Origin of the sequence: Halobaculum sp. EA56, assembly GCF_051195075.1 — an archaeon.
Lineage (GTDB): Archaea > Halobacteriota > Halobacteria > Halobacteriales > Haloferacaceae > Halobaculum.
In genome coordinates, this window is record NZ_JBNTJX010000007.1 from 36,734 (window position 1) to 58,205 (window position 21,472).

26 protein-coding genes are annotated in these 21,472 nt (G+C 72.0%); 15 read left to right on the forward strand and 11 right to left on the reverse strand.

Annotation, left to right across the window (positions count from 1 at the left end; translation table 11 throughout):
• The first annotated feature begins 52 nt into the window (after nucleotides 1-52).
• Nucleotides 53-778 (forward strand): ribosome assembly factor SBDS, encoded by a 726-nt coding sequence (locus ACQUQ1_RS12955; protein ID WP_435064721.1) that lies wholly within the window; start codon nucleotides 53-55, stop codon nucleotides 776-778.
• A 60-nt stretch (nucleotides 779-838) separates the two neighbouring features.
• Here ACQUQ1_RS12955 and ACQUQ1_RS12960 read toward each other — a convergent pair whose 3' ends face one another.
• A complete protein-coding gene (locus ACQUQ1_RS12960) occupies nucleotides 839-1,180 on the reverse strand; it encodes an FUN14 domain-containing protein (protein WP_435064722.1) in 342 nt (113 codons plus the stop codon).
• Nucleotides 1,181-1,386: 206 nt separating this feature from the next.
• On the opposite strand from ACQUQ1_RS12960, the gene hflX reads away from it, so the two are divergent.
• Both hflX and ACQUQ1_RS12970 read left to right on the forward strand, forming a co-directional pair.
• A complete protein-coding gene (gene hflX, locus ACQUQ1_RS12965; RefSeq protein WP_435064875.1) occupies nucleotides 1,387-2,727 on the forward strand; it encodes a GTPase HflX in 1,341 nt (446 codons plus the stop codon).
• A 90-nt stretch (nucleotides 2,728-2,817) separates the two neighbouring features.
• Nucleotides 2,818-3,630 carry an inositol monophosphatase family protein gene (locus tag ACQUQ1_RS12970; protein ID WP_435064723.1) on the forward strand — a complete coding sequence of 271 codons (813 nt, stop codon included), beginning with the start codon at nucleotides 2,818-2,820 and terminating at the stop codon, nucleotides 3,628-3,630.
• Between the two features lie 48 nt (nucleotides 3,631-3,678).
• Here ACQUQ1_RS12970 and ACQUQ1_RS12975 read toward each other — a convergent pair whose 3' ends face one another.
• The 3 genes from ACQUQ1_RS12975 to ACQUQ1_RS12985 all read right to left on the reverse strand — a co-directional run bounded on the left by ACQUQ1_RS12975 (nucleotide 3,679) and on the right by ACQUQ1_RS12985 (nucleotide 5,262).
• Complete coding sequence (locus ACQUQ1_RS12975; protein ID WP_435064724.1) at nucleotides 3,679-4,014, reverse strand: thioredoxin family protein; 336 nt, start codon at nucleotides 4,012-4,014, stop codon at nucleotides 3,679-3,681.
• Nucleotides 4,015-4,221: 207 nt separating this feature from the next.
• Nucleotides 4,222-4,887 carry a 2,5-diamino-6-(ribosylamino)-4(3H)-pyrimidinone 5'-phosphate reductase gene (locus tag ACQUQ1_RS12980; RefSeq protein WP_435064725.1) on the reverse strand — a complete coding sequence of 222 codons (666 nt, stop codon included), beginning with the start codon at nucleotides 4,885-4,887 and terminating at the stop codon, nucleotides 4,222-4,224.
• A gap of 42 nt (nucleotides 4,888-4,929) precedes the next feature.
• Nucleotides 4,930-5,262 carry a 30S ribosomal protein S10 gene (locus ACQUQ1_RS12985; protein WP_435064726.1) on the reverse strand — a complete coding sequence of 111 codons (333 nt, stop codon included), beginning with the start codon at nucleotides 5,260-5,262 and terminating at the stop codon, nucleotides 4,930-4,932.
• A 207-nt stretch (nucleotides 5,263-5,469) separates the two neighbouring features.
• Between ACQUQ1_RS12985 and ACQUQ1_RS12990 the strand changes: the two genes are divergently transcribed.
• Entirely contained in the window at nucleotides 5,470-5,931 is a 462-nt protein-coding gene (locus ACQUQ1_RS12990; RefSeq protein WP_435064727.1) for a bis(5'-nucleosyl)-tetraphosphatase, read from the forward strand.
• A gap of 98 nt (nucleotides 5,932-6,029) precedes the next feature.
• Entirely contained in the window at nucleotides 6,030-7,013 is a 984-nt protein-coding gene (locus ACQUQ1_RS12995; RefSeq protein ID WP_435064728.1) for a DUF5787 family protein, read from the forward strand.
• Between the two features lie 37 nt (nucleotides 7,014-7,050).
• Here the strand turns inward: ACQUQ1_RS12995 and ACQUQ1_RS13000 are convergent, their stop codons facing one another.
• A complete protein-coding gene (locus tag ACQUQ1_RS13000) occupies nucleotides 7,051-7,566 on the reverse strand; it encodes a DUF5797 family protein (RefSeq protein ID WP_435064729.1) in 516 nt (171 codons plus the stop codon).
• 160 nt (nucleotides 7,567-7,726) lie between these two features.
• Between ACQUQ1_RS13000 and ACQUQ1_RS13005 the strand changes: the two genes are divergently transcribed.
• From ACQUQ1_RS13005 to ACQUQ1_RS13025, 5 genes are all read left to right on the forward strand, one after another.
• Complete coding sequence (locus tag ACQUQ1_RS13005) at nucleotides 7,727-8,839, forward strand: alpha/beta fold hydrolase (RefSeq protein ID WP_435064730.1); 1,113 nt, start codon at nucleotides 7,727-7,729, stop codon at nucleotides 8,837-8,839.
• A 147-nt stretch (nucleotides 8,840-8,986) separates the two neighbouring features.
• On the forward strand, nucleotides 8,987-9,763 hold the full coding sequence (locus ACQUQ1_RS13010) for an enoyl-CoA hydratase/isomerase family protein (RefSeq protein ID WP_435064731.1): 777 nt from the start codon (nucleotides 8,987-8,989) through the stop codon (nucleotides 9,761-9,763).
• Between the two features lie 117 nt (nucleotides 9,764-9,880).
• A complete protein-coding gene (locus ACQUQ1_RS13015) occupies nucleotides 9,881-10,135 on the forward strand; it encodes a hypothetical protein (protein WP_435064732.1) in 255 nt (84 codons plus the stop codon).
• Between the two features lie 76 nt (nucleotides 10,136-10,211).
• The gene (locus ACQUQ1_RS13020; RefSeq protein ID WP_435064733.1) at nucleotides 10,212-10,538 is read left to right on the forward strand and encodes a transcription factor S; all 327 of its coding nucleotides are present in this window, start codon (nucleotides 10,212-10,214) and stop codon (nucleotides 10,536-10,538) included.
• 118 nt (nucleotides 10,539-10,656) lie between these two features.
• Complete coding sequence (locus ACQUQ1_RS13025; protein WP_435064734.1) at nucleotides 10,657-10,977, forward strand: antibiotic biosynthesis monooxygenase family protein; 321 nt, start codon at nucleotides 10,657-10,659, stop codon at nucleotides 10,975-10,977.
• 31 nt (nucleotides 10,978-11,008) lie between these two features.
• Here ACQUQ1_RS13025 and ACQUQ1_RS13030 read toward each other — a convergent pair whose 3' ends face one another.
• Together ACQUQ1_RS13030 and ACQUQ1_RS13035 are read right to left on the reverse strand one after the other, a co-directional pair.
• Nucleotides 11,009-11,263 carry a hypothetical protein gene (locus ACQUQ1_RS13030; RefSeq protein WP_435064735.1) on the reverse strand — a complete coding sequence of 85 codons (255 nt, stop codon included), beginning with the start codon at nucleotides 11,261-11,263 and terminating at the stop codon, nucleotides 11,009-11,011.
• Between the two features lies 1 nt (nucleotide 11,264).
• On the reverse strand, nucleotides 11,265-11,873 hold the full coding sequence (locus tag ACQUQ1_RS13035; RefSeq protein ID WP_435064736.1) for a tRNA (cytidine(56)-2'-O)-methyltransferase: 609 nt from the start codon (nucleotides 11,871-11,873) through the stop codon (nucleotides 11,265-11,267).
• A 267-nt stretch (nucleotides 11,874-12,140) separates the two neighbouring features.
• On the opposite strand from ACQUQ1_RS13035, the gene ACQUQ1_RS13040 reads away from it, so the two are divergent.
• Together ACQUQ1_RS13040 and ACQUQ1_RS13045 are read left to right on the forward strand one after the other, a co-directional pair.
• A complete protein-coding gene (locus tag ACQUQ1_RS13040) occupies nucleotides 12,141-13,145 on the forward strand; it encodes an SDR family NAD(P)-dependent oxidoreductase (protein WP_435064737.1) in 1,005 nt (334 codons plus the stop codon).
• Nucleotides 13,146-13,216: 71 nt separating this feature from the next.
• Nucleotides 13,217-14,152 carry an NAD-dependent epimerase/dehydratase family protein gene (locus ACQUQ1_RS13045; RefSeq protein WP_435064738.1) on the forward strand — a complete coding sequence of 312 codons (936 nt, stop codon included), beginning with the start codon at nucleotides 13,217-13,219 and terminating at the stop codon, nucleotides 14,150-14,152.
• A 221-nt stretch (nucleotides 14,153-14,373) separates the two neighbouring features.
• Here ACQUQ1_RS13045 and ACQUQ1_RS13050 read toward each other — a convergent pair whose 3' ends face one another.
• The 3 genes from ACQUQ1_RS13050 to ACQUQ1_RS13060 are packed head-to-tail and all read right to left on the reverse strand — an operon-like array spanning nucleotide 14,374 to nucleotide 16,107.
• Nucleotides 14,374-14,568 (reverse strand): hypothetical protein, encoded by a 195-nt coding sequence (locus ACQUQ1_RS13050; protein ID WP_435064739.1) that lies wholly within the window; start codon nucleotides 14,566-14,568, stop codon nucleotides 14,374-14,376.
• On the reverse strand, nucleotides 14,555-14,911 hold the full coding sequence (locus tag ACQUQ1_RS13055) for a BsuPI-related putative proteinase inhibitor (RefSeq protein WP_435064740.1): 357 nt from the start codon (nucleotides 14,909-14,911) through the stop codon (nucleotides 14,555-14,557). Before ACQUQ1_RS13055 ends, ACQUQ1_RS13050 begins: the two co-directional genes overlap by 14 nt.
• A 56-nt stretch (nucleotides 14,912-14,967) precedes the next feature.
• On the reverse strand, nucleotides 14,968-16,107 hold the full coding sequence (locus ACQUQ1_RS13060; RefSeq protein WP_435064741.1) for a S8 family peptidase: 1,140 nt from the start codon (nucleotides 16,105-16,107) through the stop codon (nucleotides 14,968-14,970).
• A gap of 186 nt (nucleotides 16,108-16,293) precedes the next feature.
• On the opposite strand from ACQUQ1_RS13060, the gene ACQUQ1_RS13065 reads away from it, so the two are divergent.
• The 3 genes from ACQUQ1_RS13065 to ACQUQ1_RS13075 all read left to right on the forward strand — a co-directional run bounded on the left by ACQUQ1_RS13065 (nucleotide 16,294) and on the right by ACQUQ1_RS13075 (nucleotide 19,647).
• Entirely contained in the window at nucleotides 16,294-17,190 is an 897-nt protein-coding gene (locus tag ACQUQ1_RS13065) for a DUF2797 domain-containing protein (RefSeq protein WP_435064742.1), read from the forward strand.
• A gap of 91 nt (nucleotides 17,191-17,281) precedes the next feature.
• Complete coding sequence (locus ACQUQ1_RS13070) at nucleotides 17,282-18,868, forward strand: methyl-accepting chemotaxis protein (RefSeq protein ID WP_435064743.1); 1,587 nt, start codon at nucleotides 17,282-17,284, stop codon at nucleotides 18,866-18,868.
• Entirely contained in the window at nucleotides 18,865-19,647 is a 783-nt protein-coding gene (locus tag ACQUQ1_RS13075) for a bacteriorhodopsin (protein ID WP_435064744.1), read from the forward strand. Before ACQUQ1_RS13070 ends, ACQUQ1_RS13075 begins: the two co-directional genes overlap by 4 nt.
• 52 nt (nucleotides 19,648-19,699) lie before the next feature.
• Here ACQUQ1_RS13075 and ACQUQ1_RS13080 read toward each other — a convergent pair whose 3' ends face one another.
• Nucleotides 19,700-21,439 (reverse strand): MutS-related protein, encoded by a 1,740-nt coding sequence (locus ACQUQ1_RS13080; RefSeq protein WP_435064745.1) that lies wholly within the window; start codon nucleotides 21,437-21,439, stop codon nucleotides 19,700-19,702.
• Nucleotides 21,440-21,472: the final 33 nt, after the last annotated feature.

Genomic DNA, 21,472 nt, shown 5'->3' on the forward strand with positions numbered 1-21,472 from the left:
GCCGGCCCCGCACGCCGGATACCTTTTAATCACGGCCGCGGAACCACCACCCATGATATCACTCGACGAAGCCGTCACCGCCCGGCTGGAGTCCCACGGCACGCGCTTCGAGGTGCTGATCGACCCGGACGCGGCGCTGGCGATCAAGCGCGGCGAGTTCGAGGGCGACCTCGAGGACGTGATCGCGGCGGAGGACGTCTTCGAGAACGCCTCACGGGGCGACCGACCGCCCGAGGAGGACGTCGAGGAGGTGTTCGGCACGACCGACCCGATGGAGATCATCCCCGATGTGGTCAAACGCGGGGAGATCCAGATCACCGCCGAGCAGCGCAAGGAGATGCTGGAGCAGAAGCGCAAACAGCTGATCAACCGGATCACGCGCAACGCGGTGAACCCGCAGATGGACGACGCGCCCCACCCGCCCGAGCGGATCGAGCGCGCGCTGGAGGAGGCGGGCTTCACCGTCGACCCCATGGAGCCGGTGGAGAACCAGATCGACGACGCGCTCGACGCGCTGCGGCCGGTGATCCCGATCCGGTTCGACGAGGTGACCATCGCGGTTCAGCTCCCGGCGGACTACGCAGGGTCGGGGCAGGCGAAGGTCCGCGAGTTCGGCGAACTGGAGCGCGAGGAGTGGCAAAGCGACGGCTCGTGGGTGGGCGTCGTCACGTTCCCCGCGGGGCTGCAGAACGACTTCTACGACCTGGTGAACGAGGTCTCAAGCGGCGAGGCGGAGACGCGCGTCGTGAAGGAGGAGGACGAGATCAGCCGTCGGTGAGGCGACCCCGCGTCGCGGCCGGCGTTCGGTCGCCCCGCACCGCCGGGCCTTGCGGGCGGACTATCCCCGCTTGAACCCGAGGAAGAAGCCGCCGGTGAAGCCGGCGGACACCGACAGCGTCGAGAGGATCGTCTCGACCCACGTGGGCGGCGCCTCCGCGGTGGCGGCGTCGCTGGCGGACATGAACGTCGCGCCGAGCTTGTCCCAGTTGACCGTCAGGATATCCCGCGACTCGAGGAACTTGAACAGCGCGAGCTCGAGTCCGACGATCACCGCGATGAGCTTCGCGACCTTCTTGGCGGCGAAGCCGATGATCCCCCCGATGACGGCGCCCGTGCCGAGTTCGAGGCCGAGCTTCTGGGGGTCGATCCCCAACTGCGCGATGACGTCCGGGCCTGGCATACTCCGGAATGGGCCATCCCCGGTTAAGTCGTTTGTGGGCCGGGTCGCGTCCGACTGTCGTCACGATGGATCCCGCGCCCCGGCTCGACCCGTCACGGTCCGTCGCCGCCCGGCCACGCGGGTCGCCGGCGGCGCGGAATTGAAGTCGGCTCGCCGCGTAGGCGCGAGCATGAAGCCGCGACCGAACCACGGGGTGGAGCACACCCATCCCTGACCGTGGAACCGGGGAGGCCACGACCGCCGTCGTCGCCAAGCGCGTCGACCGCGGTCGCGCCGACCTCTCGGAGATCACGGACCTCGCCCGCGCCGCCGGCTACGAGGTGGCGGCCTCGCTCTCGCAGACCCGCGACCAGGACCCCGCCTACCACTTCGGCGAGGGGAAGGTGGACGAGCTCGCGCGGCTGGTCGAGCGCGAGGACGCCGACGTCGTCATCGTCGACAACGAGGTCGGCCCCTACCAGACGTTCAACATCGGCTCGAAGCTCCCGGAGGGCGTCGAGGTCGTCGACCGCTTCACGCTCATCCTCGACATCTTCGGCCAGCGCGCACAGACCCGGAAGGCACAGCTCCAGGTGGAACTCGCGGAGCTCCGGTACGAGCTCCCGCGCGCGGAGGTGAAGGCGAGCCTCGCCAAGCGCGACGAGCGCCCTGGCTTCATGGGGCTGGGGGAGTACGACGAGTCGCGCGAGCGCGACATCAAGGCCCAGATCAGCCGGATCAAGGACGAACTGGACGCCATCGCCGAGACCGAGGAGAAGCGGCGCGAGCAGCGCCGCGAGTCCGGCTTCGACCTGGTGGCGCTGGCGGGCTACACCAACGCCGGGAAGTCGACGCTGCTGCGTCGTCTCGCCGACGACCTCGACGTGGACGAGAACGCCGAGACGCACCCCGACATCGACCCGACCGCCGAGTCCGAGAACCGGCTGTTCACGACGCTGGGGACGACGACCCGCCGGGCCGACACGGGCAAGCGGGACGTGCTGCTCACGGACACGGTCGGGTTCATCTCCGACCTGCCCCACTGGCTCGTGGAGTCGTTCAAGTCGACGCTCGACTCGGTGTACCACGCCGACCTCGTCCTGCTGGTCGTCGACGCCAGCGAACCGGTCGAGGAGATGCGCGAGAAGCTCGTCACCTCCCACGACACGCTCTACGAGCGCAACGAGGCCCCCATCGTCACCGTGTTCAACAAGGTCGACCGGGTCGACGACGACGAACTCCGCCGGAAGCGGGAGGCGCTGTCGGCGCTCGCGCCGAACCCCGTGTGCGTCTCGGGGCTGACCGGCGAGGGGATCGACGGCCTGCGCGAGCGCGTGGAGGCCGAACTGCCCGACTGGAAGCGCGAGCGCCTGCTGCTCCCGCTGTCGGACGAGGCGATGAGCCTCGTGTCGTGGGTCCACGACAACGGCCACGTCGAGCGCGAGGAGTACGACGGCGAGCAGGTGGACCTGGAGTTCGAGGCGCCCCCCGCGGTGGTCGAGCGCGCGCGCTCGCGCGCCGCCGAGGTCGAGTCCGACCCGCAGCGGGAGTCGGTCGAGTCGGCGTGACGCGCGGCCGGTCCGCCCGGGACCGGCCGAGCCCGCCGGAGGGCGTCCGCGGACCGATCGTGGTTAGTAGCAGACGGCCGACCGACCGGTGTGAGCGAGGATACCGCGGACGCGCCCGTCGACGACCGCCTCGAGACCGCCGTCGCCGCCGCCGAGCTGGGCGGCCGGGTCGCCCTCGACTCCTTCCGGTCCGACCTCGCCGTCGAGGCGAAGGCGGGCGGCCCGATGGACGCGGTGACGGCCGTCGACCGGGCCGTCCAGGAGCGCGTCTTCGAGCACGTCGACGGCGAGTACCCGGACGACGCCGTCGTCGGCGAGGAGGACGACGCCCTGAAGTCGGTCCCCGACCGGGGCGTCGCCTGGGTCGTGGACCCGATCGACGGCACGAACAACTACGTCGCCGGCAACCGCGTCTGGATGACCAGCGTCGCGGTGTGCCGCGACGGGGAGCCCGTGGCCGCCGCGAACTACGCGCCCGCGACCGGCGACCTGTACGTCGCCGGCGGCGGGCGGACCCGCCGCAACGACGACCCGGCCGCCGTCAGCGAGGAGACCGACCCCGAGTCGTTCCTCGTCAACCCTATCTTCGGGGTGTCTCGGGCCCACCGCCGGGAACTCTCGGCCGTCGTGGACACGGTCCTCGCGACGTTCGGCGACCTCCGGCGGTTCGGCTGCGCGCAGGCGGCGCTGTCGGGCGTGGCGACCGGGGAACTGGAGGCGACCGTCTCGACGGTCGAACTCAACGACTGGGACACCGCGGCCGGCGTCCACCTCCTCCGGCGGGCGGGCGGCACGGCGACGGACGTCCACGGCGACCGCTGGCGTCCGGGCTCGGAAGGGCTGATCGCCTCGAACGGCGAGGCGCACGACGCGCTGGTCGGGGCGTTCGAGCCCGTCGGGTGAGGATGGGGCCCTCGACGGGTCGGGTGCTCGCGGCTCGGGGGAAGTCGACTACCGGAGCGACTCGATCACGCGCAGGATGTCCTCCTTCTCCTGGACGCCGACCAGCCGTTCGGCCTCCTCGCCGTCGGCGAAGAACTGGAGCGCGGGAATGCCACGGACGCCGGCCTCGCCGGCGAGCCCCTGGAACTCGTCGACGTCGACCTTGAGGACGGTGAGGTCCTCGACTTCCGCGGCGACCTCCTCGACCGTCGGCTCGAGCATCTTGCACGGGCCGCACCAGTCGGCGTGGTAGTCGACGAGGACGATGCCCTCGCTGGTCAGGTCCGCGAACTGGTCCTCGCTCTCGATGTGGACGGGTTCCCCGGCGGGAGTCTGGCTGCTCATACCCCCTCGTAGGCGGGAACGCGTGTTAACCGTTCCACTCGAATGTCGGCGCGGCGCACGACCGCGACGGCGACAGGGTCGGCCACGGCGACGGCGGTGGCGAACAGGCGACTCTCGGCGGCGTCCGTCGGCGAGTCGCGCACCCGCGGCCCGACGGACGGCGGCTGTCAGCGCACGTGTGGGGCGGGGTGGTCCCGTCCTCCTATTTCAACTCACGTACGAGAGGAGTACGCCGTCGTCGACGCGCTCCACGTCCGTCAGCTCCAGGTCGGGGAACCCCTCGACGAAGCCCTCGCCGTCGGCGAGCGTCGGCGCCTCACGGCCGCCGATCACGAGCGAGCCGACGTAGACGGTCAGCTCGTCGACGAGGCCGGCGTCGAACAGCGAGAAGATCACCTCGCCGCCGCCCTCGACCATGACGCGCTCGATCCCCTCGGCCTCGAGGGCGTCGAACGCGGTCGGCAGGTCCACGCGGCCGTCCGCGCCGCCGGCCGCGACGACCTCGGCGCCGGCCTCCCGGAGGGCGTCGAGCCGCTCGGGCTCGGCCGCGTCGCCCACGAGGAGGTAGGTGGTCGCCTCGTCGTCGAGGACCCGGGCGTCCGTGGGGGTGCGGGCGCGGGAGTCGGCGACGACGCGAGCGGGGTTGCCGGATCGCCCGCTACGGAGACGCTGGACCCGGCGGTCCTCCTCGTCGAGCGTGAGGTGCGGGTCGTCCGCGAGGACTGTCCCGACGCCGACGAGCACGGCGTCGGCGGCCGCGCGGATCCGGTCGACGCGGTCGAAGTCCTCGGTGCCGCTGATCTCCACCTGTTCGCGGCGGCGCGAGGAGAGCTTCCCGTCGACGGAGACGGCGGCGTTGACGTGGACGTGCACGGGTTCGTGATGTCGGTGGGGGTCGGGCGGCGACCGCTCGGGTCAGTTCTGTCGGTAGCCGAGCGGCTTCTTCTGCTCGACCTCGATCTCGACGTGGACGGAGTCGGGGAAGTCCATGTGGCCGACCTCGCGGGCGATGTGGTCGTTGCCGTGGATCTCCAGGCGACGGGCGAACACCTCGAAGGACCACTCCGCGAGCTCGTCGCCCGAGGAGAGTCCCTCGTACAGCGGGACGTGGATGCGCTCCGCCGGCTCGGTGTGGGGGCCCTTGCACTCGGCGCCCTTGCGTTCGAGCATCTCCCGGATGCCGTTCACCGTGTCGTCCAGCGCGGCCCGGTCGCCGCTCTGGAACCGGAGCTTGGTTACGAAGGTCATGAGCTGGGGGTCTACACGTCCCCTTTCGCCCGAGCGGGAAAAACGCATCTACCCGGGCGGCGCCACGCGCCGGCCTCCCACGGGTGGTCGCCCGATCGGTCGAGGAGGGATTCCGGGGACGCTCGTCGCCGTTCGGCCGCCGTCCGCGCCTGAGACGTGGTTTCCGCTCCGACATACTCTTGAACCGGGGTGGCTTACCTGTCGCCAATGCCGGTCGAAGCGACTAGCGCCGGAGCCATCCTCTTCCGCGACACCCGCGGCAAACGGGAGTACCTGCTCCTGAAGAGCCGACCCGGGGACTGGGAGTTCCCCAAGGGCGGGGTCGAGGGGGAAGAGGAACTCCAGCAGACGGCGATCAGGGAGGTGACCGAGGAGGCGGGGGTGGAGGACTTCCGCCTCATCGACGGCTTCCGCGAGGAGTACGACTACGTGTTCGAGGCGGGCGGGGACACCATCCACAAGACGGTGCACCTGTTCATCGCGCACTCGTTCGAGGCGAGCGCGGAGCTGTCCACCGAACACCGCGACCTGCAGTGGCGCGACTACGAGCAGGCGCTCAACACCATCACGCAGGACGGGCCCCGCGAGATCCTCGAGGAGGCCCACGAGTACCTGGACCGCCTCGAGGCCAGCGAGGCCGAGGGGTACATGCTGAACCCCGAGAACTGACGCGCCCTGAGGCGGGGCGTTCGGGCCCCCCGGACCGCGGGGGACGGCGAGCGACGCCCACCGAAACCGGTTTGTGAGCCTCGCCCCGACCCGGGCACGTGTATCGTGGCGCCGGCGACAGCGAGTTCTCCTTCGAGCTGCTCGTGTGCCGGTGGGCCGAGCTGGCCTGGCACCCCTCGGCGGGACGCCGGCCGGCGGTCGTCGCCCGGCAGCTGGGCACGCGCGAGCGCCGGTGGGACACGGTCGTGCTGGAGGTCGACCCCGAGGCGTTCGCGACCCGCCGTCGATTCGGCGACCGCGGGCTCGACTCGGACCTCCTGCGCGTCGTCCGCGGCGCCCCCCGCGAGTACGAGTGGTACCGCGACGCGCTCGACGACCCGGGTTTCCCGTGGCGCTACGTCCGCGAGGCCGTCCACCGCGCGGCCGCCCGCGACCTGGTCGAGGAGCGCCGGGGCGCGAACGGCCGGATCGAGTTCCGTCGCGTCCGTGAGTATCCCGACTGGGTCGAGCGCGTGATCGCCGTCGAGAACAAGCCGGACCTGGACGCCAGCGCCGCCGCCGCGCTGTCGGACCAGCTCCGACACGACGTGGAGTCGGGGCTCGCCGACGAGGTGTGGGTCGCCACCTCCGCGACCGGGGACCGGGTGTCGCCGGCGCTGTTGGAGGACATCCCCGTCGAGGTGGGCGTGCTGGAGGTCGACTTCGCCGACGGCGTCCGCGCCGACGCGGCCGAGGTGGTGTGGCACCCGACCGCCCTCGACGCCGACGGCGACCCGCGCCGGCGACTGCTCCTGACGGAACGGGCGTACGGGACGGGCTGGCGGTCGTTCAGCGAGACGATGCGGCCCGACTGCCGACACTTCGAGCTTCGCAGGGAGGGACGCGCGCTGGTGCCGTACTGCGCCGCGAAGGGGCGCCACCAGACGGCCGCCGAGTGCAAGGGCGGCTGTCCGGAGTTCTCGCCGGAGCCGCCGCAGTGGCGGACGAACGGGTGGCCGATCGAGGGCGGCCCGGGGAAGGGGATCCGGGCGCTGCTGGAGCGGCGGCGGGAGCGCGAACGCGAGCGAGCGGAGGTCGAGTGAGGGGGACGGGCCGGGGACCGACCGCCCCGTCGCCGCCTCAGGCCTGCTCGTCGACGACGACCTCCACGTCCTCGCGCGGCACCGCCAGTTTGAACGTCGGCACCGTGCGGTAGACGACCTCGACGACGTTCTTCCGGCGGAGGCTCTGGAGCGCGCGGCGCACGTCGCCGGCCTCGGGGTCGACGTCGAACGCCTCGCGGAGCTTGTTCAGCACGGAGACGACCGACTCCGAGCGCTCGTCGTGGTCGGCGACGACCCGGAACACCCGCGCGTGGAGCTCCGGAACCGTGATCCGCTCGGGGACCGCGTTCGGGTCGTCCCCGTCGTCGACGACGCCCGGCTCGACGCCCGTGAGGTCGGCCGCCTCCGCGGTCGCCCGGATGAGGCTGTCGTCGTCGCGGTAGTAGTAGTCCTTCAGGTGGTTCTCGAGGTAGCCGTGCACGTCGCTCCCGCTGTCCATCCCCCACCGGTCGCCGAGTTCGCTGTTCTTCGTCGGCTGGAGGCGCACCACGTCGGCGAGGCGCTCCAGTTCCTCGTCGGTGAGGTCGCTCATTGCCGGGGATTGACCCGCGCGGGTATTTGGGCATCCCGGTTCGGCCGGCCGACGGCCCCGATCGACGACGCTCCCCGGCCTATATGTTTCTAAAGCAATACAATTATCGTTCGTGAAGGATAATCGGGAGTGGCCGCCCGGCGGTCGGGCGGCGAGACCGATGACAGAGGACACCAACAGTCCGGCGGACGCGCCGTCGCCGGGCGCGAGTCAGGTACAGAGCGGCATCGAGAACGACTACTACACCCGGGAGGTGCACGGACCGTACGACCACTTCGAGATGGACGCGTTCGAGCTGGAGAACGGCCGAACGTTGCGGAACTGCCGGATCGCGTACGCCACCTTCGGCGATCTGAACGACGCGAAGGACAACGCCGTCCTGTTCCCACACATGTACTCGGGGACGAGCAAGGACATGGAGATGTACGTGGGGGAGGACTCCGCGATCGACCCGACCGAGTACTTCGTGATCCTCCCCAACCAGATCGGCAACGGTCTCTCCACGTCGCCGCACAACACGCCGCCGCCGAACGGACAGGCGGACTTCCCGAACGTCCGGATCAGCGACGACGTGCGGGCGCAACACCGCCTCGTCACCGAGGAGTTCGGGATCGACGAGCTCCAGCTCGTGCTCGGATGGTCGATGGGTGCCCAGCAGACGTACGAGTGGGCGGTGCGGTACCCCGGGATGGTGAAGCGGGCGGCGCCGATCGGCGGGACCGCGAGGAACCCCGTCCTCAGCGGTCTGCTGGTGGACGCACTGACGGCCTGTATCCGGTCGGATTCCGGCTGGGAGGACGGCTACTACGACGATCAGCGGGCGGTCCGCGGCGGGCTCAAGCGCCACGCGCGGACGTGGCTGCTGATGGGGACCAGCTCGACGCTGTTCCGCGAGGAGGCGTGGCGCGAGGCCGGCTTTACGTCGCTGGAGGACTCCGTCTACGGCGCGTGGGAGGAGTGGTTCCTCCCGATGGACCCGAACGACCTGCTGACGATGGCGTGGAAGTGGAAGCACGCGGACGTGAGCCGGATCACCGACGGCGATCTCGAGGCCGCACTCGACCGCATCGAGGCGCGCACCTACGTGATGCCGTTCGCGGAGGACTACGTGTTCACCCTAGAGGACTGCCGCGAGGAGGAGGCGATGATCCCCGACAGCGAGCTCCGACCGATCGAGACGCCCTGGGGGCACTTCGGGATGTTCGGCTTCGACCCCGCCGACAAGGAGTTCATCGACGAGACCGTCCGGGAACTGCTCGCCGAGGAGGTGTGAACGTCGGCGCGACCCGGCCCGGGTGGTCGCCGACGAGACGCGGTCGGCCGACGACGGTACCGGCGTCGGTTCCGCGGTCTCCGCCGACAACCGGCGTGGCCTGTCGCATGGGGAAGGGTTACGGTGTGTGACGGAGACCCACCGCGCGTGCCCGACTCGGACACCGTCCGCCTCGACCTCACGGACGAGGTGGCCACGATCACCGTCGACCGACCCGAGAAGCTGAACTCGCTGAACGTGGAGACGCTGGAGGCGCTCCAGACGGCCGTCGGGGAGGCCGAGGACGCCGACGCCCGCGCGCTCGTGCTCACCGGCGCGGGCGAGGAGGCGTTCATCGCCGGCGCGGACATCTCCTACATGAAGGACCTCGACACGACGGAGGCGCAGGCGTACGCCGAACTCGGCCACGACGTCGCCCGGTCGCTGGAGACGTTCCCCGCGCCGTCGATCGCGGCGGTGAACGGCTACGCCTTCGGGGGGGGCTGCGAGCTCGCGCTCGCGTGCGACCTCCGCGTCGCCGCCGAGAACGCCGTCTTCGGCCAGACCGAGATCGACCTGGGGATCGTGCCCGGCTGGGGCGGCACCCAGCGGCTCCCCCGCCTCGTCGACGACGAGGTCGCCCGGCGGCTGATCCTCTTCGGCGAGCGCATCGACGCCCTCGACGCCGACGAGTACGGCCTCGTCGGCGAGGTGGTCGCCCAGGAACAGCTGGAGTCGCGGATCGAGGAGCTGACCGCGGATCTCGCCGCGCAGCCGCGGTTCGCGCTCGCGGCGGCGAAAGAGGCGATCAACGCCTCTTACGGCATGAGCCTGGAGGACGGGCTGACCTACGAGAAGCGCGTCTTCTCCGGGCTGTTCGGGACGCCCGACCAGCGGGAGGGGATGGACGCGTTCGTGAACAAGCGGGACCCAGAGTTCGAGTAGGTCGGACCGGCCGGGAGCGGTCCCCGTCGCGGTCGGCCGCGGACGCACCCGGACGCCGACCGGCACGGAACGGACGCCACGGTGATATGCCGGGGAGACGTATCACCGCACGAAACCATGACCACAGTCAAGCTCTCGCGGATCGAGTCGCTGTTCGAGGGGCTGGAGTACCCCGTCGACCGCGCGGACGCGGCCGAGGAGTACGCCGACGTCACCGTCGAGTTCGCCGACGGCGAGGGGAACCTGGGCGAGTACGTCGCCGCGTGCCCGAGCGAGACGTTCCACAGCGCCGACGACCTCTACACCGACATCCAGACGGCGCTGCCGGTCGAGGCGGTCGGCGAACCGGGCCAGTCCGAGGGCGACGCCTGAGCGGGCCGTTCCGGCCGGTCGGGCCCGTCCCGGCGGACCCCGGAGTTTAAGTACGGGCACGGCCGACCGAGGCGGTATGAACTTCTGCGACGAGTGCGGCTCGATGATGAAGGCGGACGACGACACGTGGGTCTGCGGCTCGTGCGGCCACGAGGAGCTGCGCGACGAGGCGACGGAGGCGGCGATGACGACGACGCAGGGACAGGAGGGCTCGACCGTGGTCGACATGTCCGACGTCGACGAGGCGGAGGTCGGCCCGACGGTCGAGCAGAAGTGCCCCGAGTGCGACGAGGTGCGGACGGTTCGCTACGAGATGAAGCAGATCCGGTCGGCCGACGAGTCCGAGACCCGCTTCTTCACCTGCACCGAGTGCGGGCAGAAGTGGCGCGAGGACGACCACTAGACGGGGGAGGCGCCGCCGGGCCGCCCGCGGGCCGCCCGGCCCCGACCGGGACGGGGACTCCTCCTTCTCCGCGCGGTCGTCAGGTCTACCTCCGCGGCGCGAGAACGGTGCCGCCGGGATGATCATCCGAATCTGGCACGGACGGACGACGCCCGAGAACGCCGAGGAGTACGAACGGCTCGCCGCCGAGGAGAACTTCGAGGCCATCGCGGAGCGTGCCGGGGACGGGTACCGCGGCTTCGACCTGGCCCGCCGCGAGCTCGACGACGGCACCTACGAGTACGTCTCCGTCACGCGCTTCGACTCGTGGGAGGCCGTCGAGGCGTTCGGCGGCGACGACCCGGAGGCGGCGTACGTGCCGCCGGAGGCGCGGGAACTGCTCACCGAGTACGACGAGCGGGTGCAGCACTACGAGGTCCGGGAGGCGGAACGCGTCTGAGGGCCGGCGACGTTGACGCGCCCGTCGCCGGCTATCGCTCCCGCAGTTCCGTCCCGTCGCGCGGGCAGAAGTTCGCCTCCGGCGACCGCGTCGTGAAGCCGCACTCCGGGCAGGTCCGCTCCGGCGGCCGGTCCCCGTCGCCGCCGGTCAGCCCGCGGAACAGGAGCGGCACGAAGGGAACCACCAGGAAGACGAGCAGCGTGTCGAAGTAGACCCAGGCGGCGACGCTCACCGCGAGGGAGGCGACCACTCCGACGAGCGCCGTGAGCGTCCGCGAGCCGACCATCCTACCCCCCGTCGCCCCCGGCGTCGTCGCCCTCGTCGTCGCCGTCGCCGTCGGCCCCCGGGTCGGCGTCCGCCCGCCCCGCCTCGATCACCCGCTTCCCGGTCTCCTGGGGGATGACCCGGCGGTCGGCGTCCTCCCACTCGCGCTCCAGTTCAGCCCCCTCGAACAGCCGGTCCAGAAAGACGGCGAGGCCGGCCACCTCCGAGTGGGGCTGGTTCGTCACGCCGACGTTGTAGTCGGCCTCCTCGTAGAAGTCGAACGGCACCTTCTCGCCGCCGACGACGACGAGCAGGTCGGTGTCGCTCGCGACCGAGTCGGCGCGGACATCGGCCTCGACGTCCTGCACGCGCTCGCCGTACATCGTGAGGTGGACGACCGTCCCCGTCCAGTTCCGCGTGAACGCGCGCTGGTCGTCCCGGAGTTCGACGGCGAAGGGGCCGCCGAAGCGGTCGGTGATGTCGCGGATCGTCTCGGCGGACTGGCCGGCGTTGTCCGGGAGGACCACCCGGTCGGCGCCGAGCGCCCGCGCGGTCAGGCCCACGTGGGTCGTCATCCGGTCGTCCCGCCCGGGCCGGTGGCCGTACCGGAGGACGACGACTTCCGCTGTCATACCCGATCCTCGACCCGGCGGCGTAAGGGCGGTTCGCTTCGCACGCGAGGGCGAGCGAACGCAGTGAGCGAATCCTCGGCCGACGGCGTTCACAAATCGCTCCGCGATTTGTGTGCTCACGAGACCGGAGGTCTCGTGAACGGCGAGCTTCCGGGCGAACCGCCCAGCAGTTCGGGAGGGAGAGCGGAGGGAGATCCCGAGCGCGATCGACGTCCGCCGCCGCCCGGGGTCAACGGCCCTATTGTCGTCCGGCCCCTGTGGTGCTTCATGCGAGAGCACCCCGAGGACATCGCCGGCGTCGGCGACGAACGCCTCGTCGGGCGGACGGCGCTCGTGACCGGGTCGACCAGCGGTATCGGGAGGGAGACGGCGCTCACGCTGGGACGCCTCGGCGCCCACGTGATCGTCCACGGCCGCGACGCCGACGCGGGCGGGGAGGTCGTCGACGCCGTCGAGGACGGCGTCAACGAGGGGACCGCCGAGTTCGTCCGCGCGGACTTCGCGGACCCCGAGGAGGTGTCCCGTCTCGCCGACCGAACCCGGACGGCTGCCGGCGACGGCGGCCTCGACCTCCTGATCAACAACGCCGGCGGCTACTTCCGCGAGGGGCGGCTCACCGACCTCGGCGTAGAGTACACCTTCCACGTGAACCACCTCGCGCCGTACCAGCTCACCGCGGCGCTGCTGGACGACCTCGCGGAGGACGCCCGGGTCGTGACCACCGCCTCGGAGGCCCACCGCGGCGACCAGGTCGACCTGGAGGCGGTCCGCTCGGTCGACGGCTACTCCTCCTGGAGGGCCTACCAGCGCTCGAAGCTCGCGAACGTCCAGTTCGCCGCCGAACTCGGGCGCCGGCTGGACGAGCGCGACGACCGGTCGGTCACCTCGAACAGCTTCCACCCCGGCGCGATCCCGGGATCGGGGTTCCTGCGCGACCTCCCCGGGCCGCTCTCGCGGGTCGCCGGCGCGCTCGACCGCCTCCCGTTCGTGACGTCGCCCCCCGAGGGCGCCGCGACGGCCGTGTACCTCGCGGTCGCTCCCGAGGTCGCCGACGTCACCGGCAGGTACTACGCGGACCTGCGCCCGAAGCAGCCGTCGACGGCCGCGCGCGACCGGCACGCACAGCGCCGGCTGTGGGAGACGAGCGCGGAGCTTCTGGGGATCGACGAGCCGCTGGCCGGGGACGGCAGCGGGACGGAGGAGGGGAGGCCCGAGGCCGGCGGCGTCGCCGACGCGGACGCGACGGCTGTCGGGGACGAGCCGGCGGAGTAGGTCGAGGTCGACGAGGGGAGGGTCCGGGGACGACCGCAAGACACTTTCCGCGCTCGCGCGCCGGGACACGCATGGACCTGACCGGAGCGGCCGCCCTCGTGACGGGCGGCGGCGGCCTCATCGGCTCGCACCTCGCGGGACACCTCCAGTCGGCGTTCGGCGCCGACGTGCGCGTCGCCGACGACTTCTCGAAGGGCGAGCGCGGCCGGATCCCCGACGGCGTCGACGTGATCGAGGCGGACCTCACCGACGGGGCGGCGGCCGCGGAGGCGGTGACCGCGGACCTCGACGTCGTGTTCCACCTGGCGGCGTACACGGACACGAACTTCGACGACGACCGGCGGCTGTTCGAGGAGAACACCGAGATGACCTACAACGTTCTGGAGGCGATGGACGACGCCGGCGTGACGAACCTCGCGTTCACCTCCTCCTCGACGGTGTACGGCGAGGCGCCCCGCCCGACCCCGGAGGACTACGCCCCGCTGGAACCGATCAGCATCTACGGCTCCAGCAAGCTCGCCGACGAGGCCTTGATCTCCACGTACGCCAAGAGCTACGGCTTCACCGCGTGGGTGTACCGCTTCGCCAACATCGTCGGCCCGTACCAGCGCGGCAACGTCGTCCCCGACTTCATTCAGAAGCTCCAGGCCGACCCCGGGGAACTGGAGATCCTCGGCGACGGCCGCCAGGAGAAGTCGTACCTCCACGTCACCGACTGCGTGGACGCGATGTGCCACGTCGTCGAGCACGCCGACCGCGACCTCAACACGTACAACCTCGGCTCGCGGACCACGACCTCTGTCACCCGGATCGCCGACATCGTGAGCGAGGAGATGGACCTGGACCCCGAGTACAGCTACACCGGCGGCGACCGCGGGTGGACGGGCGACGTTCCCAAGATGCGCCTCTCGGTGGAGAAGCTGGCCGCCCTCGGGTGGGAGCCCCCCGCCTCCAGCGACGAGGCCGTCCGCCGCGCGACCCGGGACCTGCTCGCGGAGCTGACCTGACTGCGAGGGATCACGGTCTGTCACTATTTACTCACTAGTGAAAAACTATTTCTTGTCTGGAGTCGTAGTGGTAGGTATGAGCCAGTACCGCCAAGCGACCTACGGGGAAGTAGCCGACTCGATCCACCGGATCACCGACCGCCCGGTCTCGCTGGGTCGACCCGCCGGCGACGACTGAGCGACCGTTCTTCCGTCCCCGGACCGCCGTGACAGATCCGCCCTCAGCGACCCGCCAGCACCGCCGTGAGCGACACGACCGCGTCGAACGCCCGGTCGTGCGCGGTGGGGTCGGCGGCGTGCTCGTTGCCCAGCGACAGCCCACGGGCGCCCAGCCGCCGGATCACCGGCCCCGGCTCCACGTACCCGAACGGCCGGCCCGCGACGACACGGCCGACCCCGCCGTCACTCCCCGTCATCCGGCACGACCACCGTCATCGACGCCTCGGCGTCCGCGTCCGTCGCCGCCAGCGACCCCGTGACCTCGTACTCGCCCGGCGGCGGCGACGGCCACTCGGCGCCGTACTCGGCGGCGTCGCCGGGCGCGAGCGTCTCGCTTCCGAGGGCCGTCGTGAACAGCCGTCCCTCGCTCCAGCGCCACACCTCGCGGCCGTCGGCGTCGACCGCGACGAACTCCGCGCGCTGGCCGTCCGCGAACGAGAGGTCCGCGGTCCCGGTTCCCGCGTTCTCGACCGTCAGCGTGAGGGCCAATCCGTCGTCCGTCGGCGCGACCGTCAGCGTGGCGTCGAGCGCGTCGGCCATACCTTCGTATCTCGGTCGCTCGAAAAGAAGCTACGGGTCCCCGGTCCGATCGGGGCTCAGTTGTCGCTCGAATCGTAGCCGAGCGCGGCCGCGGTGTCGAGCAGGCCGCTGCCCTGCTCGCTGTCGCCGAGCCCGATGTCCTCGGCGGTGCTCTTCAGCCGCGAGCGGGCCTCGGTGTTGGTGTAGCCGTTCGCCATCAGCTGTGCCCCCGCCCCAGAGACGTGCGGGCAGGCCATCGACGTGCCCGAGAAGGTGTCGTACCCCCCGATGACCGTCGAGTAGATGTCGCTCCCGGGCGCGATCAGTTCGACCTCCGGCCCGGTCGAGGAGAAGTCCGAGAGCGTGTCGCCGCTCGCGGACGAGGCGACGGCGATGCACTCGCTGTAGGCGGCAGGATACCCCACGCAGTCCGTGCAGGGCCCGTCGTTGCCCGCGGCGGCGACGAGCAGCACGCCCTTGTCGTAGGCGTACGTGCAGGCGTCCTTCACCGTCTGGGAGCCCGAGGAGGCGCCGAGGCTGAGCGATCCCACGTCCCACCCCTGGTCGGCGGTGTACTCGATGCCGGCGGCGACGTCCGAGAACGACCCCGACCCGCGCTTGTCGAGCACCTTCACCGCGTGCAGGGTCGCCTCCGTGGAGACGCCGACCACGCCCTCCGTGTTGTCGTCGGCGTCGGCGATGCCCGCGCAGTGGGTGCCGTGGTCGTTGTCGTCGTCCCAGTCCTCCGCGTACGGCCCCTTTGCGGAGACGAACGCCTTGCCCGCGCCGAGGTTCGCCTCCAGGTCCGGGTGGTCGGAGTCGATGCCGGTGTCGATGATCGCCACGTCCGCGCCCGCGCCGGTGTCGCCGTTCGCGTGGGCCACCTCCGAGTCAGTCCGGTCGATCCCCCAGGGGAGTTGCTGGGCGAGGGCGTGCATCGTCCCGTTCTCCTCGACGTAGCGCACGTCGGGACGCTTCCGGAGCCCGTCGAGGGCGTTCTCGTTCGCCCGGATCGTGAGCGCGTCGAAGTCGAACTCGCGGACGACCTCGTCGGCCTCCGCCCTCGCCGCGCGCCGGCCGCTCTCGTCGGCGTAGCCGACGTTCGCCTCGACGGTGCCGGGCGCCCCCGCGGCAACGCCCGCCAGCCCGGTCGTCGCGACCGCCGCGCCGGTCGCCTTCAGTACGTCACGTCGCGTCTTCCCGTCACGGTGTACCATGACGTACGCCGTCGTGTACCACACAGTTAAAATTCTATCGAATTTTCTCTAAAATTACTCCTCCAGATTTCGGTTGAACGTGATACGAGTCGTAGTTAGCCACGCGGGTCGACGGCGACGCCGTCCGCCCCGGCGACCTCGGCCCGAGAGGACACCGCTTTATTCGCGGGGCGGCTACGAGTCCGCGTGCAGGTCGTGGGGTACGAGACGCCGGCCGGCGCGCTGTTCGTGAGCGACGGCGCGCCGGATCCGGACGCCCCGCCCGGAACCGCGACCGGGGAGGTCGACCGGGTCGCGCTCGACCCCGGGACGGAGCTGTCGTGGCGCCTCGGCGACCGACGCTGTGCGGGCGTGGTCCACGAGGACGGCCACGTCGCCTGCGGGAACGAGGCGGCCCCCTACTGCGAGGACCACCGCTCGACGTGGGTCTGTGCGCGCTGTACCGGGACGTGCCTGAAGGACGAGATGGACTGCCTCGACGACCACGCGGTGTACGTCGCGGCGTTCGCGCCGGACACGTTCAAGGTGGGCGTGACCAGGGAGTACCGCCTCGACACCCGCCTGCGCGAGCAGGGGGCCGACCGCGCGGTCCACCTCCGGACCGTCGAGAACGGCCGGATCGCCCGGGAGAGAGAGGCCGCCATCGCGGCCCACGGGCTGGACCGCGTCGCCGGGAACGGAACGGGCGACGCGGCGGACGACGGCGCCGACCCCGGCGGCCGCGCCGGCGGGCCCGGCGGCGAGGGTCGCGCGCCCGACGACGGGGGCCTCACCGACCGGGTCCGCGTCCCCACGAAGGTCGCCGGCCTCGCCGAGTCGGTCGACGAGGACGCCTGGGAGCGGCTCCTCGCCGGCGTCGACTACGAGGCGTCGTTCGCGTTCGACTACGGCCTCGACCTCGCGGAGCGGCCGGTGGCCGAGACGCTCGCCTCCGGCACCGTCGTCGGGACGAAGGGACGGGTCCTCGTGCTGGAGAACGGCGGGACGACGTACGCCGTCGACATGCGCGACCTGGTCGGCTACGAGCTCCGGGAGGGCGAGGTCGACCGCGACCTCCAGTCGAGCCTCGGCGCCTTCGGGTGAGCCGCCCCGGGATCGCCGGACCGCCCCGAGATTCAGTATCGATATTTCGCGACCAGCCTTCATACGTCTGTACGCCTTGCGGCTGTGTGAGATGGTCCAAGTGCTTCGACGGAGTTTCGCGGCGAAGCTCCTGGTCGGCTTCGCGCTCACGACGGGCGCGGTCGTCGGCTACGGGCTCGTGACGCGCAACGTCGTCGGGACGATACTGATGGCGACGGCCGGACAGGTGGTGCTCGGCGCGTACCTCGGGACGAACACGGTCGTCTCGATGCGGACGCTGGAGGAACAGACGGAGGCGATCGCCGACGGCGACCTCGACGTGACCGTGCGCACCTCGCGGGTCGACGAGCTGGGCCGGGTGTACAGCTCCGTCGACCGGATGCGCCGCTCGCTGGCACAGCGGATCGAGGACGCCGACGCCGCGCGCGCCGAGGCCGAGGCCGCCGAGGAGCGCGCCCAGTCGCTGGCGGAGGACTACCAGCGGACGGCGACCGAGTACGCCGAGACGATGCGGGCCGTCGCCGACGGCGACCTCCGCCGGCGGGTCGAGGTCGACCACGAGCACGAGGCGATGGAGACGGTCGGCGAGGCGTTCAACGACGCCGTCGACGAGCTGGAGGCCGCGCTCGCGCGGGTTGACACGTTCGCGACGGACGTGGCCGACGGCGCCGCGGACGTCCGCACCGCCGCCGAGCGGATCGACGACCGCACCGAGGACGTGCTCGCGGCGACCGACGACATCGACGCCGCCACCGACGAACAGCGCGCGACGGCGCGGGCGGGCGCCGAGGAGACGGCCGACCTCTCGGCGACCGCCGAGGAGGTGGCCGCGACGACCGAGTCGCTCGTGGAGACGACCGACGAGGCCGCCGCCGCCTCCACGGACGCGCGGGCGGCCGCCGGCGACGCCATCGAGACGATGGGCGAGGTGGACGAGACGATGGGCGAGGCGGTCGACCGGATCGAGACGCTGGACGAGGCGACCGCCGAGATCACCGAGGCGGCCGAGCTCATCCGCGACATCGCCGAGCAGACGAACATGCTCGCGCTCAACGCGAGCATCGAGGCCGCCCGCGCCGGCGGCGACGGCGGCGCCGAGGGCGACGGCTTCGCGGTCGTCGCCGAGGAGGTCAAGGGGCTCGCCGAGGACACCGGCGACCGCGCGGACGCCATCGCCGAGATGATCGACGACGTGCGCACCGAGACCGAGCGCGCCGTCGAGGCGATCCGGGCGACGAGCGAGCAGGTGAGCGACGGCTCCGCCACCGTCGCGGAGGCGGTCGACCGCCTCGACGACATCGCGGAGGCGGTCGAGGACCTCGACCGGGGGGTCGGGGAGATCAGCGACGCGACCGCCGAGCAGGCGGAGGCCGCCGCCGGCGTCTCCGAGACCATCGACGACCTCGCGGAGAACAGCGACCGGACCGCCGACCGCGCGGCCGAGGCCGACGCCGCCGCCAGCGAGCAGTCGGCCGCCGTCGACGCGGTCGTCGAGGAGTCGGAGGCGTTCCGCGAGCGCTCGGCCGGGCTGATAGACGTGCTCTCGGAGTTCGAGGTGCGCGAGTCGGCCGCCGGCGGGACGCCGGCGGGCGCCGGGTCCGGCGGCCGAGGAGGGGCGGGCAGGACGGCGATGAGCGACGGCGGGGACGCCGTCGGCGACGGGGGTGAGGGCCGGTGATCGGAGACCTCCTCTCGCCGTCGGTCGGCGGCGTCGACTCCGCGGTCTACGGCGTCGGCACGCTCGGGATGCTGGTCGGCGTCGTCGTCGTGACCTGGCTGCTGCGCGACGACGCCCTCGACGCCGAGGCCGGTCGCTTCCGGTACCTGATGGTGATCCCGGCGTTCGCGGCGCTATCGTACGCGGCGATGACGGCGGGTATCGGCGTCTTCAGCGTCAACGGCTACGAGGTCGAAGGGGCGCGCTACCTCGACTGGCTCGTCACGACGCCCGTCCTCGTCGGCTACGCCGGTCACGTCGTCGACGTCGACCGCTCGGTGGTTCTGGGCGCCGTCGGCCTCGACGCGACGATGATCCTCACGGGCTTCGTCGCCACCACCACCGCCGGAACGCTCCGGTGGGGCGCGTTCGCGGTCTCGTCGCTGGCGTTCCTGGTCATGCTGTACGTCCTGTTCGTCCAGTACCCCCGGCGGGCGAACACGACGACGCCGGAGCGGAAGCGGCTGTTCCTCCGGCTCCGCAATCAGGTCGGCGTCCTCTGGCTGCTGTACCCCGTCATCTGGCTGGCGAGCCCCGTCGGGTTCGGCCTCGTCTCGACGCTCGGGACGGCGATGCTGGTGACGTTCATGGACGTGGCGGCGAAGGTGCCGTACACGTGGGTCGTTCACGAGCACCGCGGGATCTTCCGGTTCGACCGGGAGGCGACCTCCGACGACCACGACGCCGGCGGGCTCGGCGACCGGGCCGGACGCGACGCCCCCGCCGCGACAGCGGACTGACGCCTCCTGCCGGACGCGACGTCCCCGCCGCGACCGGACCGGCCGGTTCGACTTACTCCTCGCCGACGGTCCACTCGGCGTCCGAGAGCGTCCGCTGGACGGCCTCCTCGCCGACGGCGGCCGCCAGCTCCTCGAAGCCCTGGCGGACCGCGCGGTCCGAGGCGTTCGCGACGAGCCGCGAGACGATGAACTCCGGGGTGGACTTGCCGACGACGCCGAAGCGCGGCTGGTAGTCGACCAGCAGCTCCAGGTCGTTGGTGAGCCCCTCGGCGAAGATGCCGTCGACGCGGGCGGCCTCCGGCAGCGGCGACAGGTCCGCCGCGAGGTGGGTGACGTACACGCCGACGGCGCCGCGGTCGACCGTCAGCTCCACGAGCCCGTTGAGCAGGTCCGCCGCGCGCCCGGGCTCGGTGATCGCCTCGAACTCGTCGACGAGCATCAGCGTCCGGCCGCCGCCGACCAGCGGGGGGACGACCGACTTCAGCGTCGACTCCAGCACGCCGGCGTTGAAGGAGGCGTGCCGACGGTGGAACACGACGGTGTCGAAGCGGCCGACCTGGGCGGCCTCGGCCGGGACGGGCAGCCCCATCGACGCGAGGATCACGACCTGACACACCGTCTCCAGGAGCGTCGTCTTCCCGCCGGAGTTCGCCCCCGTCAGCACCGCCACGCGGTCGCCCGCGGGCGCCTCGACGTCCAGGGAGTGGTCGCCGACGCCGTAGGTGACCGGCTGGACCTCCCCCGAGAGGAAGAGGTTTCGCGCGCCCGCGACGGCGACGCCGTCGCCCGCGAGGTCGGGGCGCGAGAGGTCGTGGGCGACGGCGAAGCGCGCCAGCGAGAGGAGGAACGCGATGTCGCCGACCGCCGAGACGACGGCCTCGACGTCGGCGCCGCCCGCCTCGACGTCGGCCTCCAGTTCGGCGCGCACCTCGGCGGCGCGCTCGTCGGCCTCGGCCTCCAGTTCGTCCGCGAGCGTGCGCAGCGTCGACCCGACGAAGTCCGCGGAGTCGACGGCGCCGTCGGGCGCGGCGGCCTCGACCCGGCCGCGGGTCAGCCCCGTCTCCTCTGCGACGTACTCGACGACCGCCGAACGGAACGCGTCCGCGTCGCGGGCGCCCCGCTCGCGCACCGTCTCCACCACGTCGAACGCCGAGTCCGCGAGGTCGCGGGCGGCGGACGCGCGCTCGCGCAGGCGGTCGAGGCGGTCGTCGGCCCCCTCGGCGACGCCGTCGCCCGACAACGCCGCGAGCGCGTCGGCCGCCTCCCGGAGGGCGCCCTCGTCGACGCCGTCGAGGGCGGCGAAGGTGCCGCCGCGCAGGCCGGCCGCCCGGAGCGCGAGCGCGCACTCGAGGGCCGCGCGGTCGGTGCCGCCGGCCCCGTCGTACTCGGCGAACGCCGCCAGCACCGCCTCGCGGTCCGACTCGCTCAGGCCCGCCCAGGCGCCACGGGCCTCCAGCACGTCGTCGAGGCGCTCCTCCCTGCGCTCGTCGGTCGCCAGCGGGGTGAGCACGCGCACCCGGTCGGCTGCGTGGTCGGTGACGGCGTAGCCCGCGGCGATGTCGAGCAGGTCGTCGTACACGTCCCTGGCGTCGGGCGTGCCGAAGAGGTCCATCGCCTCCGTCCCGTTGGCCCGGCGGAGCACGCGGGTCGCGCGCCCCCGGGGGACGCCCGCGTCGACGAGCGCGCGCACGTCCGCGGACTCGATGGCGGCGATCGCGGCCTCCTCGCCGAGGGACTCGCGGAGCGTCCCGGCCGTCTTCGGGCCGACGCCCCAGTACTGCTCCAGTCGCATACCGATCTCTGCGGACGGGGGGATGTAGACGGT